The sequence below is a fragment of the Paraburkholderia agricolaris genome (genome assembly GCF_009455635.1).
In the GTDB taxonomy this organism is placed as follows: Bacteria; Pseudomonadota; Gammaproteobacteria; order Burkholderiales; family Burkholderiaceae; genus Paraburkholderia; species Paraburkholderia agricolaris.
In genome coordinates this window covers 2,588,794-2,606,416 of the sequence record NZ_QPER01000001.1, presented here as the reverse complement: position 1 = coordinate 2,606,416, position 17,623 = coordinate 2,588,794, and the positions used below count along the sequence as shown (strand labels likewise).

Below are 17,623 nucleotides of genomic sequence, written 5' to 3'. Positions count from 1 at the left end.
CTACGTAATGGACCGTGGCGCTGCGCTCACGCAGCGTCACTGGATGGAGCATGCAAAAACTGAAGACCGTACTGGCGCTCGGCGCCGGAGTCCTCGCCGCGCTGATCGGCGTTGGCTGCACGACCGGCGCTGCGTCGGGCGATAACGGCCGCGCTGCGAACGCCGCCGGCAATCCACGTCCCGAACATGTTCAGGTGCAGATCCGCCGGATGGCCGACGGCGTGCCGCATATCGAAGCCGCCGACTGGACGAGCCTCGGCTATGGCGTCGGCTTCGCGCAGGCGAGCGACAATCTGTGCACGATGGCCGATGCGTTCGTCACGTATCGCGGCGAACGTTCGCGCTATTTCGGCGCGGATGCGCATTTGCCCTTGCATTCCACGTACGGCCAGCCGAAGAACATCGACGCCGATTTCTTCTTCCGGCTGATCGATACGAACGAGATCGTCGAGACCTACCGGCAAGCGCAGCCGCCGCAAATCCGGCAACTGGTGCATGGTTTCGCGGCTGGCTACAACCGGGTCGTGCAATCGGTGCGCGACGGTAGCGCACCGGCCCAGCAATATCAGGCGTGCCGCGGGCAGGCGTGGCTGAGCGATATCACTGAAGCCGATATTTACCGCCGTCTGTACGCGGCGAATCTTGCCGGCGGTTACGCCCAATTCGTCACCGCGATCGCCACGGCTACGCCGCCTTCCGGGAATGCTCAAACGTCGTCGACGGAACGGCGGAGTTCAGCAGAGGCCGGCATTCAGACGGCATCGCTCGATAGCGCGGCGCAGGCCTTGTCGCAACAGTACTTCCAGGCAGGCGGACACGTCGGACTCGGCAGCAACGGCATCGCGTTCGGCGGCGACGCGACGCCCGACGGCCAGCCGTTACTGTTCGGCAACCCACACTGGTTCTGGCGCGGTCCGGATCGTTTCTATCAGCAGCAACTGACGATTCCTGGCCAGTTGAATGTCAGCGGCGCCGGGTTTCTCGGTGTTCCGCTCGTGATGATCGGCTTCAACGATTCGGTGGCGTGGACCCACACGGTATCGAGCGCGCGACGCTTCGGCGTGTTTCAGTTGAGCTTGCAGCAAGGCAAGCCGACCACCTATCTGTTCGACGGCAAACCCGAGCCGATGACGGCAGTGCCGCTCACCATCGATGTGCTCGACGGCAACGGTCAGTTGATCAAACGTACGCGCACGCTGTATCGCACGCGCTTCGGTCCGCTGGTCAATCTCGGCGCCATGTCGCCGGCGTTTGCGTGGAATGGGCAGCAGGCGTTTGCGATCCGCGATATCAACGCGGACAACTTCCGGGTGTTCCGCAATTTCCTCGCATGGGATCAGGCGCGCTCGCTGGACGATTTCATCGCGATTCAGCGGCGCCTCGCCGCCGTGCCGTGGGTCAACACGCTCGCGATAGGGCGTGGCGATCGTCGCGCGTGGTACGCGGATATCGGCGCGGTGCCGAACGTGCCCGACGAGCTCGCCGCGCAATGCGCGCCGAAGCTGGCACCCGCGTTCGCCAAAGGCGCTCCGGGCGTGCCCTTGCTCGACGGCTCGCGTTCGTCGTGCAACTGGCGCACCGACGCCGGTTCGCCTCAACCCGGCGCGTTCGCCGCGAGCAGCATGCCGAGCCTGCTGCGCACCGATTACGTCGCGAACATGAACAACAGCCACTGGCTGACGAATCCCGCGCAGCCGCTTACCGGTTATCCGAGGATTTTTGGCGGCGCACCGGAGGCGCCCGGGTTGCGCGCGCGGCTCGGGCATCTGATGATCGCGCAACGTATGGCGGGCAGCGATGGCTTGCCGGGACGCGGTGCGACCAATGCGACGGTACGGGACCTGTCGCTGAATAGCCGCGTGCTGTCGGCGGAACTGTTCAAGGCTGCGTTGCTGGCGCAGGTGTGCGTCGCGGATAGTGCGAATCGCATCGAAGTCAGTGTGCCGAACGACCCGGCGGCGGCTGCATCTGCTGCCAACGCTGCCAACACAGCGAGCACCCCGGGTGCGCCAGCCTCGCGCAAAGTGGATATCGCCGCCGCGTGCCGCGTGCTGCGCGGGTGGGACAACACCGGCGCGACGCAATCGCGCGGTGCGCCGTTGTGGGGCGCATTCTGGTCGCGCGCGGAAAAGATCGGCGATGCGAAGCTCTACGCGACCCAGTTCGATCCCGCCGATCCACTGAACACGCCGCGCGGTTTGCAAACCGATCCGGCGCGGCTCGGCGCGGCACTGGGCGCCGCCGTGCTCGATCTGCAAAAATACGGTGTCGCGATCGATGCGACTACCGGCGAGTTGTTGTCCGTCACTGAAAACGGCCGTCGCATTCCGCTGTACGGGGGATGCAGCGAAACGGGCTATTTCACGGCAGCGTGCGTATTCGGCGCCAGCCGCGCCAAACCCGCCGCCGACGCTGCGGACCTGGCCGGCAACAGCTATATGCAAACGGTGGGCTTTGCGCAGCCGGGCGCGGAGGGCGGCCCGGTCGCGTACACGATGATGGCCGATGCGCAATCCGATGATCCGGGCTCGCCGTATTTCAGCGCCGGCACACTGCGCTATGCGAGCAAGGACTGGCTGCGCATGCCGTTCGCCACGGGCATCGCGAGCGATGCGCCTGGGGGCGCCAACCGTAACGACACGATCCGGCTCGATGCCACCATCGACGCCGCCGCCGTGACCGGAGCGCGGCAATGACGACGCGGCGAGGCTTTCTCGGCGCATTGACGGTGCCGTTGATGATGCCGGTCGCAGGCGCTCTGACTTTCACGCCCGCAACCGCGCACGCTTCCACGCATGCGGTTGCGGGATTCGCAAACGGGCCGCGTGTCGCGACCCCGGATCGGCCTGGCACCGAAACGCTGCTCGCGCTCGATGTAAAACCGGTGGCGGCCGGTGCGCTCGACGTGTACGCGACCATGGGCGGTTTTCCGCCTTTGCCCGACGGTATCGTCGATTGCGGTTATCCGGCGGAGCCGAACCTCGAAGTACTGCGCGAACTGAAGACCTCGCTGATCGTTATCGAAACGATGAGCGCGAGCTTGCGCGGTCTGCTGGAACGGATCGCACCCGTGTTCGTGCTCGACATCTATTCCGGCGCCGGCCACGCGAATATCGTCGAGCGCTCGAGCGCAGAAATGATGCGGCTCGCGCGGGTGATTGGACGCGAGCGTGAGGGGGCCGCCTATATCGCCCAGCTCGGCGCGCACTTCGCCGAACTGAAAACGAAGCTCGGCGGCGATTCGGTCGAGGTAGCGAAGCCTCCGTCACGCCGCCCTGTGTTCGTCACCCAGCTCGACACAGGCGGCAGCAATATTCTCATCTATGCAAAAAATTGCGTCGTGTCCGACGTGATGCAGCGACTCGGCTTCGTCAATGCATGGCAAGGCAGGACCAACGGCTACGGCTGCGCGGTGGTCGGCGTCGAGCAACTCGCCGTGGCGCCGCAGGCGGAACTGCTCTACATCGATTACGGTGCATCGACCCAGGCCGCGCTGAACACGCTGACCGAGAGCCCGGTGTGGAGCCGTTTGCCGATGGTTCGCGAGGGTCGCGTGAATCCGATCCAGCCATTCGACGTGTTCGGTTCGCTGCCAAGCGCACGCCAGTTCGCGGATCACTTCGCGGCGGCGCTCACCGCGCGGAGGTCCGCGTGACGCCCGGTCTTGCGCTCGCGCGGCGCACCCGGGGCTCGCTTGCGCATCCGTGGCTGATGGCGGCCGGCTTAGGCGGTGTCGCGCTGGCCGCGACGCTCTGGCTGCTGAGCCTGCAACTGCCGTCCGCGTCGTGGGGAACGCTGTGGCATCTCGCCGATGCGTCGTCCGACGATCTCTCGCTGATCGCGCTGCGTTACGCAACATTGCCGCGGCTGGCCGTCGCGCTGGCGAGCGGCGCGGCGCTCGCGCTGGCCGGCGCGATCTTTCAGCATGTGCTGCGCAATCCGCTCGCGGAGCCGACCACGCTCGGCGTGTCGGCGGGCGCGAGCGTGTCGCTGTCGGTGGTCTCGTTGTGGTTTCCGGATCTGTTGATACACGGCCGTGAATGGGTCGCGCTGGTGGGTGCGCTGGTGAGCGTCGGCGTCGTCATGGCGGTGTCGTGGAGCCGCGCCTTCTCGCCCTTGAGCATGATCCTCGGCGGCTTGCTGGTTACGCTGTGCACCGGTGCGTTTACGTCGGTGCTGGCACTGTTTTTCGGGCAGAGCCTCGTGTCGGTGTTCATCTGGCAGAGCGGCATGCTGAATCAGAACGGCTGGGCGGTCGCGCAGTATCTGGTGGCACGGCTCGCGGTGGTCGCGGCGCTCGTCGCGCTAATGACGAACGCGCTCGCCGTGCTCGAACTCGGCGACGAAAGTGCCCGCAGCGTGGGCTTGCCGTTGCGCACGATCCGCGCAGGCGCGTTGCTGATCGCCTCCATGCTGAGCGCGCTGGTGGTGAGCGCGGTCGGCGTGATCGGCTTTATCGGGCTGGCCGGTCCGGTGCTCGCGCGGCTCGCGGGAGCCCGCACGCTGCGGCAGCGGCTGGTCTGGTCGCCGGTGATCGGCGCATGCCTGCTGTGGCTCGCTGACGAAGGCGCGCAACTCGCCGGCCGCGTGTTCGTGGAGATTCCAACCGGTGCGGTGACGGCACTGTTCGGTGCACCGCTGCTGTTGCTGATGTTGCCGCTCCTGAAAGACGCCGCGTTGCAACCCGCGCCGAGCTCTTATGGGGCGTCGGCGCCGCGCCGGTTTCACGCGGGCTGGCTCGTGCTGGCGGCGCTTGCGCTGGTCGTTCTCGCTACGCTGGCGGTCGATTTCAATCGCGGCCTGTCGGGCTGGCGGCTGTTGCCGTGGGCCGACGTGCAGCCGTTGCTGACGCTGCGCGCGCCGCGCGTGGCGGCTGCGCTGGCGGCCGGCGTGATGCTGGCGGTCGCGGGTGTCGTGATCCAGCGGCTGACCGCGAATCCGATGGCGAGCCCCGAAGTGCTGGGCATTTCGTCGGGCGCGTCGCTGGCGTTGATCGCGCTGCTCTTTATCGCGCCGTCGGCGGGGCAGGCGGTGCGCGTCCTGACCGGCGCGGCCGGCGCGCTGGCGACGTTGCTGGTGATGTTTGCGCTCGCGCGCAAAAGCACGTTCTCACCGGAGCGCCTCGTGCTGGTCGGCATCGCGGTGGCGACCGTGACCGGCAGCGTCGTGTCGGTACTGCTGACGAGCGGCGATCCACGCATGCCGATCCTGCAGGCGTGGATGGCGGGCTCGACCTATCGCGTGCAAAGCGCCGACGCGCTGGCGGCCTGCGTGGTTGCCGTGACCAGCGCCGGCTTGCTGCCGTTCGCGGCGCGCTCTCTCGAGATTCTGTCGCTCGGCGAGCAGTCGGCGCGGGCGGTCGGCGTATCGGTATCCACGGTGCGGATGGCCTTGCTCGGCTTGTGCGCGCTGGCTACCGCGGCGGCCACCCTGATTGTCGGGCCGGTGTCGTTCGTGGGGCTGATGGCGCCGCATATGGCGCGGCTGCTCGGTTTGCGCCGCGCGGTGCCGCAAGCGCTCGCGGGCGCCCTGATCGGGGCCGCGCTGATGGTGCTGGCCGACTGGCTCGGCCGCAACCTGCTGTTCCCGAATCAGGTGCCGGCCGGTTTGCTGGTTGCATTCATCGGCGGCCCGTATTTTCTGATTCTGATGTGGAAGCAAAAATCATGAAGCTCCGATTCACGGTCATGCTGCGCGATGCCGCGCGCGCGACCCGACGTTTGGCAGGAAAAAGCCTATGACCCGACCCGCGAATGGGGTTCCGTGGCCCGTGTCCCGCGCGCAAGCGGGCGACGCGCCCGACGGCGCGAGCCTGGCCATTGCCGGTTCGAACGGTTCGAACGGTACGCACAACGCGCCCGAAATGCCGATTTTCGAGTTGCGCGACGTGACGTTCGCGTTGCCGGAGCGCACCTTGCTGCGTTCGCTGAGCTTGACGCTGCCCGCGCGGCGCGTGATCGGGCTGATCGGCCATAACGGTTCCGGCAAGTCCACGTTGATCAAGATTCTCGCGCGGCAGCAGCCGGCCAGCGACGGCCAGATCCTGTTCGAAGGCAAGCCGCTCGATCAATGGCCGACCCGCGCCTTCGCGCAGAAACTGGCGTATCTGCCGCAGCACACGCCGTCGGCCGCGGGGATTCTGGTACGCGAACTGGTTGCGTTCGGCCGCTATCCGTGGCGCGGCGCGCTGGGCCGCTTTACCGACGCCGACCGCGCGAAAGTCGAGGAGGCGATGGCGCTCACCGACGTGACCGGTTTCGCCGACCGGCTGGTCGATACGCTGTCCGGTGGCGAGCGCCAGCGTGTCTGGCTGGCGATGCTGATCGCGCAGGACGCCGACTATCTGTTGCTCGACGAACCGATCTCCGCGCTCGACGTCGCGCATCAGGTCGAGGTGTTGTCGCTGGTGCAGCGGCTGTCGACCGAGCGCGGCATCGGCATCATCGTCGTGCTGCACGACGTCAATATGGCCGCCCGCTATTGCGATGAAATCGTCGCGCTGCACGGTGGCAGGCTGATCGCGCAAGGCACGCCGGAAGAGATCCTGACGCCCGCGCAATTACAGGCGATCTACGGCATTTCAATGGGCGTGATGCGCCACCCCGACACCGGCGAGCCGGTGAGTTACGTACGTTGAACGCCGCACGGCGCATACGATGGAAAAAGCGATGACACCCACCACCACGACCCCCGCGGCTGATTCGAAACAGGGTCTTTCGCACGAGCTGATCCGCCTGCTGCGCCCGTTCTGGCGCGTAACGCTGTTTGCAACCCTGATGGGCGGCATCGGCGGCCTGTCCACCGCGTGGCTGCTGGCAACCATCAATGACGGCCTGCATGCGCCGGGTGGCGCGAGCGGGCGCACCATCGCACTGTTCGTCGTGCTCTGTCTCGTCACGCTGGCAGGGCGCGCGGCGGCCGGAGTCGGCAACAGCATGATCGGGCAGCAGATCATTGCCGCGCTGCGTAAGGACATTTCCGCGCGGATCGTCTGCGCGCCGATTTCGGCAATCGAGCGCTACAAGGTGCATCGGCTGATCGCGACGCTGAATGGCGATGTCGATACCGTCAGCGCATTCACGTTCAACTTCTCCGGATTCGCGATTGCGTTCGCGATCGTGGTCGGCTGCATCGTCTATATGCTGGTGCTCTCGCCGCTGCTGTTCGTGCTCGCGGCAGTCGCGATCGCGCTCGGGATGCTCTTCAACCGCAATGCATCGCGCCGCTGGACGCGCCATTACGAAGGCGTGCGAGGCGCACAGGACGAATTGCAGAAGCAGTACCGCGCGATCACCGAAGGCGCGAAGGAACTGCGTCTGAATCGCGATCGGCGCGAGCGGGTGTACGGCGCGCAATTGTCCGGTGCGGCCGACACGATCGCCGATCTGAAGACGCGTGCGATGCGGGTATTCTGGGCCACCGACGCGGCCAGTTCGACGCTGTTTTTTGCGGTGATCGGCGTGCTGCTGGTGGCGCAATACCGGCTCGGAGTCGATCCGCGAGTGATCAGCGGCTTCGTGATCGTGCTGCTGTACGTGCGCGGCCCGGTCGACCAGCTTGCAAGCGCATTGCCCGCGCTCGGTCAGGCGCAGGTGTCGTTCCGGCGGATCGCCGATCTGACCTCGCAATTCACGAGCCGCGAGCCGTATCTGCTCGATGACAGGGAAGGGCCGGCACAGGAACGTCTGACGATGCGTGAGGACATCACGTTGCGCGCGGCGAGCTATACGTATGCGTCGAATGGCGAGGTCGTGCCGTTCAGTCTCGGCCCGGTCGATCTGACGATCCGGCGCGGCGAGACGTTGTTTATCGTCGGCGAAAACGGCTGCGGCAAGACCACGCTGGTCAAGCTGCTGCTCGGTTTGTACAGCCCGAGCGCCGGTCAGTTGCTGCTCGACGGCGCACCGGTTCCGGCCGAACGGATCGACGCTTACCGGCAGATGTTTTCCGCGGTGTTCTCTGACTATTACCTGTTCGACGACCTGGTTGCGCGCGATCCGGAAATGATCGCGCGCGCCCAGAAGTGGCTCGAACATCTGGAGATCGCGCACAAGGTGAAGGTCAGCGACGGCGTGTTTTCGACGATCGATCTGTCGGCGGGGCAGCGCAAACGGCTCGCGCTCGTGCATGCGATGCTCGAAGAACGGCCGGTGATGATGTTCGACGAATGGGCGGCCGATCAGGACCCGACCTTCCGTCGCGTGTTTTACAACGAGTTCCTGCCTGAGCTGAAGCGGCAGGGCAAGACGCTGATCGTGATCTCGCACGACGACCGGTTCTTCGATACGGCGGACCGGGTGATCCGGCTGTCAAGCGGCAAGATCGTTGAAACGACAACGAAGATCGAGGTGGCGCGGGAGGGATGAGGCGACGGCCTCGTGTATGAGTAAGCCGGGCACCCCGGCCGGCGCGCTCCGCTGCGTGACAAAGGCACGGCCGGCGGTGTCAATGCCCGTGACCGCCCTGACCGCCGCCGCTGCTCCACGCACTGCCGCCACCGCCACCGCCGTGGCCGCCCCCGCCGCCGTGCCAGCCACCCCCATGCCAGCCTCCGCCGTGCCATCCACCGCCGTGCCATCCACCGCCACGCCAGTAGCCGCCGTGCCCATGGTAGTAGCAGCACGAGCCGCCCCAGCCGCCCCAGATGTCGACCGAGCCGTAAGCCGGTCCGTATGGCCCGTACGCGTAACCGTAGCCGGGGTAGTAGTAAGGGTAGGCGTAGTCGTATCCCGGTGCGACCGCGCAACCGGTGAGACTTGCCGCCACAGCCAGCATCGCGACTGATGCAATAAGCCTGCTCACGATTTTCTCCCGCCTCCTCGTATAAGAGTCAGAAAAACGCTGTGCCCGGGAGTTCAGCGGGATTTGTGTCCGCAAATTACGGCCGGTGCGCGCCACGCCGCCGCCGAGAGGCCGGCGCGGCGATCCAATGCCATAGCGGTCGCGCGTTGCAGCAAGCTTCCAGAAGATGACCGATTCATCTCCCTGTAACACTTCGTTAAATATTCGAAACGAAACTGTAGGGCACGCCTGATACTTTCGCGTCAGACAATTCCCCCTTTGAATCCAGAGCAGGTTTGTGCCGACACTGGACGAAGAAGAACGTATCCCACATTGCCGGGCTGCCTGACGCGAAGCCTGCAAGAAACTGGCCGTTAATGAAGCACGATCCACAGCCTGCGACTGCCCCGGAATGGTGCGCCGAAGGCGACGCATGCGTCGCTCGCGGCGAACTCCAGGCGGCACTCCACTGTTTCGAAGCGGCGCGCGCGCTCGATCCCGCCAACGGCGCCGTCAATGAGCGCCTTGCGGGGACGCTCGCCGTGCTGAACCGCTTTTCCGAAGCCGTGGTCCGCTATCACGAGGCCATTGCGCTCGATCCGCTGAACACCAATTTACGTCACGGGCTCGGCTGGTCGCTCGAGCAGATGCACCGGCTCGAGCAGGCCGTCGACGCCTACCGCGAAGCCGTGCGGCTGAATCCGCAAGCCGACGGTTCGTACAACAACATGGGCAACTGCCTGCAGGCGCTCGGCCGTTTTGACGAATCGCACGAAGCCTATCGCCACGCGATCGAAGCCGCTCCGCAGGTGCCGCTGTACTACCGCAACTTCGTGCAATCCAAGCGCCTGAGCGCCGACGATCCGGTGTTCGCCGCGCTCGAGCGGTTCGCCGGCAAGCTTGCTTCGCTCACGCCGGCCAATCAGGCGGAACTGCACTTCGCGTATGGTCAGGCGCTGTCCGATCTGGGCCGCAACAATGCGTCGTTCGATCATTTCCTGAAAGGGAACGCCTTGCACCGCGCCGGCGTGCGTTATGACGAAGCGGCGGCGCTCGGTCTGTTCGCGCATTTGCCCGAGCTCCTGACTGCGGAGGTGCTGGCGGCCAAACACGGGCTGGGCGATCCGTCGGCCGCGCCGATTTTTATTGTCGGTATGCCGCGCTCGGGTTCCACCCTGATCGAACAGATTCTCGCGAGCCATCCGCAGGTTCTCGGCATGGGCGAGCGTACGGACTTCGGCGAGGCGCTGGTGAATTGCATCGGCCGCGATTTAAACGACCCGTTGCGTATCGATATCGAAGCATTGCAGGGCGTCGGGGCCGCACAATTGCGCACGCTCGGCGCCGACTATTTGCGCCGCATGCACGCGCCGCAACTGGAAATGCAAGGCTCGGCACCGGGCTGCACGCGCTTCACCGACAAGTATCCATTCAATTTCATCAACGTCGGCTTGATCCATCTGGCATTGCCGAACGCGCGCTTCATTCACAGCAGCCGTTCACCGTTGCAAAGTTGTCTGTCGATTTTTTCACGAATTTTTCACGACGTACCGTTTAGCTACGATCTCGGTGAACTGGGCCGCTACTACCGCGCCTACGACGCGCTGATGGCGCATTGGCAACGCGTATTACCCGAAGGCACGATGATCGAAGTCAAATACGAAGAGCTGGTCGAGGACCTCGAAGGCAATGTCCGGCGTTTGCTTGCGCATTGCGGACTCGACTGGGACGAGCGCTGCCTGTCGTTTCACCAGACCGAGCGGCAGGTCAACACGGCAAGCGCGGCGCAGGTGCGCCGCCCGCTCTACAAGACCTCGGTGCGGCGCTGGCAGCCGCGCCAGGCGTTGCTGCAACCCTTGTTTGACGGTTTGGGACCGGACCTGGCGCCGGCCGACAGCTTCGGCGCGCCGGTGGCGAATGCCGAGGCACCGGCAACAGATATGGAGCGTAAGTCATGAGCACAACCCGCGGAGCCGTCATATGGATGACCGGTCTGTCCGGCGCCGGTAAATCGACCTTGGCCGACGCGTTGCACCAGCGTCTGAAAGCAGCGGGGCATGCCTCGATCGTGCTCGACGGCGACGTGCTGCGGCGCGGCCTGACCGCCGGCCTCGGCTTCACCCCCGAAGACCGCACCGAAAATCTGCGGCGGGTCGCGCACGTCGCGGCGCTGTTCATGCAACAGGGTTTCATCGCGATGGCCGCGGTGATTTCGCCTGAGCATGAGCATCGGCGCATGGCTCGCGAGATCGTGGGCGAGGGGTTCGTCGAAGTGTTCGTGAATGCGCCGCTGACGGTGTGCGAGGCACGCGATGTCAAAGGCCTCTACGCGCGTGCGCGGCGTGGCGAGATTCCCAATTTCACCGGCATTTCCGGGCCGTACGATGTGCCGCTCGATCCCGATCTGATGATCGAAACCGATCGGGTGTCGATCGACGAGGCGGTAGACCGCCTGCTCGTGCATCTGGTCGCCATGGGTTGCCTGACGAGAGAGAGCGGGCTTGGCCGGCCGCGCCTCGCGAAATAACGGGCGCGCCGTCCGTATTGTGTGCCGGCCGCACAAATTTTTCACCAGGCGGCGGGCATTTCGCTATACCTTTCCGGCTACTCGTGGACTGAAAGGGTGATGCGTCGATGCCGACATTGTCGATAAGAAAAATAACGCCGAACGTCGAAGCGCTGGTTCTGGCCGCCGATCTGGCCGGCACGGTTGTCTTCGCGATCGAGGGCGCGCTCAGCGCGATGCGCGGCGGTCTCGATCTGCTGGGTGTGATGGTGATCTCGTTTGTCGCGGCGCTTGGCGGCGGGGTGATCCGCGATCTGTTGATCGGCGATTCACCGCCTAACGCGATACGCGACTGGCGTTACCCGGCGTTGACGTTCGCCACCGGGCTGCTCACCTTCGTTTTCCATTCCACTGTCCAGCAATTTCCTGCCGGGCTGATCACCGTGCTCGATGCAGCCGGCCTCGCGCTGTTTGCCGTGGCGGGTGTCGAGAAAGCGCTGCTATTCGGAATCCGCCCGTTTATCGCGATGCTGATGGGTACCGTCACAGGCGTGGGCGGCGGTGTGATCCGCGACGTGCTGATGGCGCGCGTGCCGCTCGTGCTGCATGCCGACATCTATGCGACCGCGGCCTTCGCGGGTGCTTTCGTCGTGGTGGTGGCGCGGCGCGCCGGCTTGCCGCCTGGCGTCGCGGCCCTGGCCGGCGGCGCCGCGTGCTTCATCTTGCGCGTGCTTGCCGTCACCTACGGCTGGCATCTGCCGAAGGCGTCGCTCTCAGCGCTTGCGTAAAGGCTCGATCAGCGACGACAAACCGTTGTGGTCGATCTCGTGCATCAAGGCCAGCAGACGGCCGATTTCTCCCGGTGGAAAGCCCTGACTCGCAAACCAGTTCAGATAGTGGCCGGGCAGATCCGCGATCAGCCGGCCTTTGTATTTTCCGTACGGCATCACTCGCGTGACCAGCAGTTCGAGGTGTTCGGGATTCATCGCAGATCGGTCGACGGAAAGTTCGTTGAGCGCGCCGGTGTGAGCGGCTGCTGAAGCAGCATTTTAGCCGCGCTGCAGGCATTGCGCGGGCATGGTAACGTCGGCGCTTTCCGTTTACACACAATAGGACAGGTTCGATGGAATACCGCAGACTCGGCGACTCGGATGTGAAGGTTAGCCTGATCGGTCTCGGCACCATGACGTGGGGCGAGCAGAACACCGAGCAGGAAGCGCACGCACAGATCGATTACGCGCTCGACCATGGCGTCAATCTGATCGATGCCGCGGAAATGTACCCGGTGCCGCCGCGCCCCGAGACGCAAGGTTCGACCGAGCGCTATATCGGCACGTGGATCGCGCAGCATCGCGGCGCGCGCGAGAAGATCGTGCTGGCCACCAAGATCGCCGGCCCGGCGCGTCAGCCGCACAACCCGCGCCATATTCGCGGCGAGGGCAACCAGTTCGACCGCAAGAATCTGACCGAAGCGCTGAACGGCAGCCTTGAGCGTCTGCAAACGGACTACGTCGATCTGTACCAGTTGCACTGGCCGGATCGCAGCACGATGACATTTGGCCGTCCCGCCTATCCGTGGGTCGACGACGCGTATACGGTGCCGATCGAAGAAACCCTCTCGGTGCTCGCCGAGTTCGTCAAGGCAGGCAAGATTCGCCATATCGGCGTGTCGAACGAAACGCCCTGGGGTGTCGCGCAGTTTCTGCGCGCGGCCGAAAAGCTCGGTTTGCCGCGCATTGTCAGCATCCAGAATCCGTATAGCCTGTTGAACCGCACGTACGAAGCGGGTCTGTCCGAGTATGCGCATCGCGACAATATCGGCCTGCTGGCGTATTCGCCGCTGGCCTTTGGCTGGCTGTCGGGCAAGTATGAAGGCGGCGCGCGTCCGGCGGGCGCCCGCATTTCGCTGTTCGAGCGCTTTCAGCGTTACAGCAAGCCGCAAGCGGTCCAGGCCACCACGCGCTATGTGGAGCTGGCGAAGCGTCATGGCCTGTCGCCCGCGCAGTTCGCGCTGGCCTTCGTCAATAGCCGGCCGTTCCTGACGAGCAATCTGATTGGCGCGACGTCGCTCGATCAACTGAAGGAAAATATCGCCAGCGCCGACGTGAAACTTTCGCCGGAAGCGCTCGCGGAGATCGACAAGCTGCATGAACTGCAGCCCAATCCTGCGCCTTGAGGTAGTTGCCGGGGCGGGCAAGGCGGGTTGATCTGCCTTGTCCGCCTCAGCGTGTCTGAACTTATCTCAGCTTGCCTCACCTCGCCTCGCCTCGAGCCCTCCGCGAACTCCCTCCAGCTCACGGCAAGCCGCTCAGCGAATCTTCAGCTTCGAGCGCACCGCATAGAGCGCCGACAAACTCACCACCGCGCAGAACATCAGATAGAAGCCGGGCGCGAGCTTGTTGCCGCTTGCGTCGATCAGCCAGGTGATCACGAAGGGCGCAAAGCCGCCGAACACCGTTACGCCGATGTTGTAGCTGGTTGCGAGACCGGTTGCGCGCGTTTGCGTCGGGAAAATCTCTGACATCAGCGCGGGCAGTGCGCCAAAGTACGCCGCCTTCAATGCGCCGATCCAGATCAAGGCCAGCAGCATCGTGGCGAACGACGGATGCGCGTTCATGTAGATAAAGGTTGGATAGACCGTCAGCAGCATCAGCGTCGCGGCAACCGCCATGATGCGGATCCGTCCCGCGCTATCGGACAAGTGGCCGGCGAACGGCGTCAGCACGGTGAGCACGATGCCCGTCGCGAGCGTGGCCGTGAAGCCGGTCGAGGCGGGCAGGTGCAACTGCTTGATCGCGTAGGTCGGCATGTACAGGATCATGTAGTTGGCCGCGGTCGAGATCACCAGCGAGCCGATCGCGAGCAGCATGCGGACCTTCTGCGTGCCGAACAGATCGCGCAGCGGCGTGCGCGTTTTGGGCTCTGTGTCGAACTCGGCCCCTTCGTCCACGTAACGGCGAATATAGAAGCCGACCGGGCCGATCACGAGGCCGAACAGAAACGGAATGCGCCAGCCCCAGGATTCGAGTTGCGCCGTCGTGAGCTGGCTCGTCAGCAACGCACCGAAACCGGAGGCGAGCAGCGTCGCGAGCCCCTGGCTGGCGAACTGCCAGCTGCCCATGAAACCGCGCCGCTGCGGCGCATGCTCGACCAGAAACGCAGTGGACGCACCGAACTCGCCACCCGCCGAGAATCCTTGAACCAACCGCGACAGCATGATGCCGGCCGGCGCCCATATCCCGATCGCGGCATACGACGGCATCACGGCGATCGTCAACGTGCCGATCATCATCAAGCCGATCGACAGCAGCAGCGATGCCTTGCGGCCCGCGCGATCCGCGAGTGAACCGAGCACGAATCCGCCGAGCGGGCGGATCAGATACGAGATGCCGAAGGTGCCGAGCGTGAGCATCAACGAAATTGCTTCGGTGCGCGCCGGGAAGAACAGCTTCGCGATCGTGACCGCGAAAAAACCGTAGACGACGAGGTCGAACCATTCAAGCGCATTGCCGATCGACGCCGCGAGAATGATGCGATGGACCTTCGCGGCGGACGGCCGCGCGGCGCTGGCTTGCAAGGTGGACGTGATCATCGTGGGCGTGCCTCGTAGCGGATGCGGCTGGCAGTGAACTGCGGGTGAAGTGCGAGTGAACCGGGGATGAGCGGCGAACGTGCTGCGGTGCTCGCTCAGGCCGTGGCTTCTGGACGCGTTGCGCTCGTGCGCGGCGCGTTCTCACCCAGATCCCAGAACAGTCCCGCCATGATCTGCAGGCCCTCGCGCACCACCGGCCCGAGCAGATGCTCGTTCGGCGCGTGCTGCGAGCAGGCCGGGTACGAATGCGGCACCCAGATGGTCGGCAGGCCGAGCGTGTCGGCGAAGACTTCGTTGGGCAGCGTGCCGCCGAGATTCGGCAGGACGGCCGTTTTCTTGCCGGTGGTCTGTTCGAGCGAGGCGATGGCCCAGGTCACCCATGGGTCGTCGGGATTCAGACGGGTGGCCGGCGCACCGCGCTCGACGCCGATCTCGACCAGCAAAAAACCATGCGCGTCCAGATGGGCGCGCAGATGCTGCGCCAGGTTTTCCCAGTCGGTGCCGACCACGAAGCGCAACTGGCAATGGGCGAATGCCGATGACGGAATGGCATTGACCGGGTTCTCGGGATTGCCCGCCTTGAAAGCCAGCACTTCGAAGCTGTTCCAGCCGAACACGCGTTCTGGCGGCGTGAGGCCGGGCTCGCCCCAGTTGTCGTCGACGGCCGGATCGCCCGGGCCGCCGCCTACCGTGATATCGGCCAGTGCGCGGCGCACCGCCTCGGGAATCGGCGGCGGACGCAAGCCGTCGACTGCGATCACGCCGCGCGCATCGACCAGACTGGCGAGTGCGTTCGCCAGCACGGTGGCTGGATTGCGCAACAGGCCGCCCCAATTGCCCGAGTGATGCGCGCCGTCGCGCAGATTCAGCGACAGCTTGAAGTTCACCGAGCCGCGCGAACCGAGGAAGACGGTGGGGCGGCGCGCGGCGAGGCGCGGGCCGTCGGAGGCGATCAGCACGTCGGCGGCCAGTTCCTGCTTGTGCTGGTGGCAGATCGCGTCGAGTCCTGGCGAGCCGGTTTCCTCGCCCATCTCGATCAGCAGTTTCGCGTTGAAGCCCAGCTTGCCGCCGCGCGCGGCCAGCACGCTCGCGAGCGCGGCGAGATTGATGGAGTGCTGGCCCTTGTTGTCGGCGGTGCCGCGGCCGTACCAGCGTTCGCCTTCGACGGTCACGGCCCATGGCGTCAGCGGTGCGCGCCACTGGCTGTCGTAGCCGCGCACGACGTCGCCGTGGCCGTAGATCAGTACGGTGGGCAGGCGGTCGTCTTCGTGACGATGGGCGAACAGGAACGGCCCGAACCCTGGCGCCGGGTTATCGACGATGCGGGTGCTAAAGCCGAGCCCTTCGACTTCCGGCGCGATTTCGTCGCTCAAGTACGAAAGCAGCGTGGCGGCACGGTCGCTTTCCTGGCTCTCGGTGCGAAAGCCGACGCGACGGTTGAGGTTCTCAAGAAAGGCGCCGGATTCGAAATGATGCGTGGCGTGTTCAATGGCCTGATTGCGGCTCACGTTTGTCTGTCTCCGATGCGGGGTGCGGGGGATGGCGGCGACGCGGCGCCTGGTGTGGCACGGTCCTGGGTTCGCGGCCATTAGCTTCGAAACGATTCTAGGAGGCCGTTATTTTTGTCACAATGATCGTGTTTCGAAACTTGCATTGCCGAAAAGGCAAAGCTGAATCTCTCCACACACGGCTGCACACGCTCGTGCGTACCTTTGCTCAAGGCAACCTTCATGGCACTTTCATTGCACGGCATCGCATTGCGCTATTTTGTTGAAGTGGCTCGTACGGGCTCGATCAGCGACGCGTCCGCGCGGCTGCATGTCGCCGTTTCGGCGATCAGCCGGCAGATCGCGCGGCTTGAAAGCGATCTCGGCGTTGCGCTGTTCGAGCGGCGGCCGCGTGGCATGTCGCTCTCCGAGGCGGGCGAGCGGCTGCTTGCCTATGCGCAGCGCAGCCTGCTCGAGGCGGAGCATGTGATGAAGGAGATAGGCGGCCTCGAGGCATTGCATGGCAGCATGATCAAGGTCGCGAGTTCAGAGGGGTTTGCCGCGGATTTTCTGCCCAGTGCAATGGCGGCGTTCCGCGGCCAGTACCCGGGGATCGACTTCACGCTCTCCGTGGTGCCGCCGGGCGAGGCGACCCGCCGTGTGCGCGATGGCGACGCCGATCTCGCGCTGACCTTCAGTCTCGCGCCGGAGAAGGGCGTCAAGGTCGAACACACCGAGCGCGCGCCGGTGCTGGCGCTGCTGCACGCCGACCATCCACTGGCGGCGCGCGCGCGGGTGTCGCTGGCTGACCTGCGGCGCTATCCGCTGGTGCTGCCGGAGCCTGGCACGACGATCCGGCAACTGATCGACATTACCTGTGCGCTTGAAGGCGTGCTGCTCGAGCCCGATCTCACCAGCAACAATAGCGGGGCGATGTACCGCTACGCGCAGAAGTCTGGGGCGATCATGTTCACGGGGCTGCTATCGGTGCGCGATCGTTACGCCGGCGACGGCTTCGTCGCGATACCGCTGACGCACCCGCAGATGCGTCAGCGCAGCATCCAGGTGCAAACCATGGCCGGTCGGGAGTTGCCGCCGTCGGTCAAGGCGTTCCGCGACCATCTGATTGCCGGGATCGGCGGCGCGAAGCCGGCGGATGCTGCGGCGCCGAAGCCTGCCCGAAAGCGAGGCAAGGCCCATTGAAAGGCAAATCTCCCTGCCGGACGGCGATTCACGACCTAAACTGTGGTGACGGAG

Annotated in this window: 14 protein-coding genes; 10 read left to right on the top strand and 4 right to left on the bottom strand. The window is 65.1% G+C overall.

Annotation, left to right across the window (positions count from 1 at the left end; translation table 11 throughout):
• Positions 1-50: 50 nt before the first annotated feature.
• From GH665_RS11650 to GH665_RS11630, 5 genes are all read left to right on the top strand, one after another.
• On the top strand, positions 51-2,696 hold the full coding sequence (locus tag GH665_RS11650) for a penicillin acylase family protein (RefSeq protein ID WP_153135982.1): 2,646 nt from the start codon (positions 51-53) through the stop codon (positions 2,694-2,696).
• Positions 2,693-3,655 (top strand): ABC transporter substrate-binding protein, encoded by a 963-nt coding sequence (locus GH665_RS11645; RefSeq protein ID WP_153135981.1) that lies wholly within the window; start codon positions 2,693-2,695, stop codon positions 3,653-3,655. Before GH665_RS11650 ends, GH665_RS11645 begins: the two co-directional genes overlap by 4 nt.
• Entirely contained in the window at positions 3,652-5,670 is a 2,019-nt protein-coding gene (gene fhuB / locus GH665_RS11640; RefSeq protein ID WP_153135980.1) for a Fe(3+)-hydroxamate ABC transporter permease FhuB, read from the top strand. Before GH665_RS11645 ends, fhuB begins: the two co-directional genes overlap by 4 nt.
• 67 nt (positions 5,671-5,737) lie before the next feature.
• Positions 5,738-6,637, top strand: a complete 900-nt coding sequence (locus tag GH665_RS11635) for an ATP-binding cassette domain-containing protein (RefSeq protein ID WP_153135979.1) — start codon at positions 5,738-5,740, stop codon at positions 6,635-6,637.
• 31 nt (positions 6,638-6,668) lie between these two features.
• Complete coding sequence (locus tag GH665_RS11630) at positions 6,669-8,366, top strand: cyclic peptide export ABC transporter (RefSeq protein ID WP_153135978.1); 1,698 nt, start codon at positions 6,669-6,671, stop codon at positions 8,364-8,366.
• A gap of 79 nt (positions 8,367-8,445) precedes the next feature.
• Here GH665_RS11630 and GH665_RS11625 read toward each other — a convergent pair whose 3' ends face one another.
• On the bottom strand, positions 8,446-8,802 hold the full coding sequence (locus tag GH665_RS11625) for a hypothetical protein (RefSeq protein WP_153135977.1): 357 nt from the start codon (positions 8,800-8,802) through the stop codon (positions 8,446-8,448).
• Positions 8,803-9,158: 356 nt separating this feature from the next.
• Between GH665_RS11625 and GH665_RS11620 the strand changes: the two genes are divergently transcribed.
• From GH665_RS11620 to GH665_RS11610, 3 genes are all read left to right on the top strand, one after another.
• On the top strand, positions 9,159-10,739 hold the full coding sequence (locus tag GH665_RS11620) for a tetratricopeptide repeat-containing sulfotransferase family protein (protein WP_153135976.1): 1,581 nt from the start codon (positions 9,159-9,161) through the stop codon (positions 10,737-10,739).
• A complete protein-coding gene (gene cysC, locus GH665_RS11615) occupies positions 10,736-11,308 on the top strand; it encodes an adenylyl-sulfate kinase (RefSeq protein WP_153135975.1) in 573 nt (190 codons plus the stop codon). The genes GH665_RS11620 and cysC overlap by 4 nt, the downstream gene beginning before the upstream one ends.
• Positions 11,309-11,415: 107 nt before the next feature.
• Positions 11,416-12,075 carry a trimeric intracellular cation channel family protein gene (locus GH665_RS11610; protein WP_174771714.1) on the top strand — a complete coding sequence of 220 codons (660 nt, stop codon included), beginning with the start codon at positions 11,416-11,418 and terminating at the stop codon, positions 12,073-12,075.
• Here GH665_RS11610 and GH665_RS11605 read toward each other — a convergent pair.
• On the bottom strand, positions 12,061-12,273 hold the full coding sequence (locus GH665_RS11605; protein WP_006048800.1) for a DUF3820 family protein: 213 nt from the start codon (positions 12,271-12,273) through the stop codon (positions 12,061-12,063). The genes GH665_RS11610 and GH665_RS11605 overlap by 15 nt on opposite strands.
• Positions 12,274-12,410: 137 nt before the next feature.
• On the opposite strand from GH665_RS11605, the gene GH665_RS11600 reads away from it, so the two are divergent.
• Entirely contained in the window at positions 12,411-13,463 is a 1,053-nt protein-coding gene (locus tag GH665_RS11600; RefSeq protein WP_153135974.1) for an NADP(H)-dependent aldo-keto reductase, read from the top strand.
• 132 nt (positions 13,464-13,595) lie between these two features.
• On the opposite strand, the gene GH665_RS11595 is transcribed toward GH665_RS11600, so the two are convergent.
• Together GH665_RS11595 and GH665_RS11590 are read right to left on the bottom strand one after the other, a co-directional pair.
• Positions 13,596-14,879, bottom strand: coding sequence for an MFS transporter (locus tag GH665_RS11595; RefSeq protein WP_153135973.1), 1,284 nt, complete (start codon positions 14,877-14,879; stop codon positions 13,596-13,598).
• Between the two features lie 95 nt (positions 14,880-14,974).
• Positions 14,975-16,387: a M20 family metallopeptidase gene (locus GH665_RS11590; RefSeq protein ID WP_153135972.1), complete on the bottom strand. Its 1,413-nt coding sequence runs from the start codon at positions 16,385-16,387 to the stop codon at positions 14,975-14,977.
• Positions 16,388-16,609: 222 nt separating this feature from the next.
• Here GH665_RS11590 and GH665_RS11585 point away from each other — a divergent pair, with 222 nt between their 5' ends.
• Entirely contained in the window at positions 16,610-17,569 is a 960-nt protein-coding gene (locus GH665_RS11585) for a LysR family transcriptional regulator (protein WP_153135971.1), read from the top strand.
• Positions 17,570-17,623: the final 54 nt, after the last annotated feature.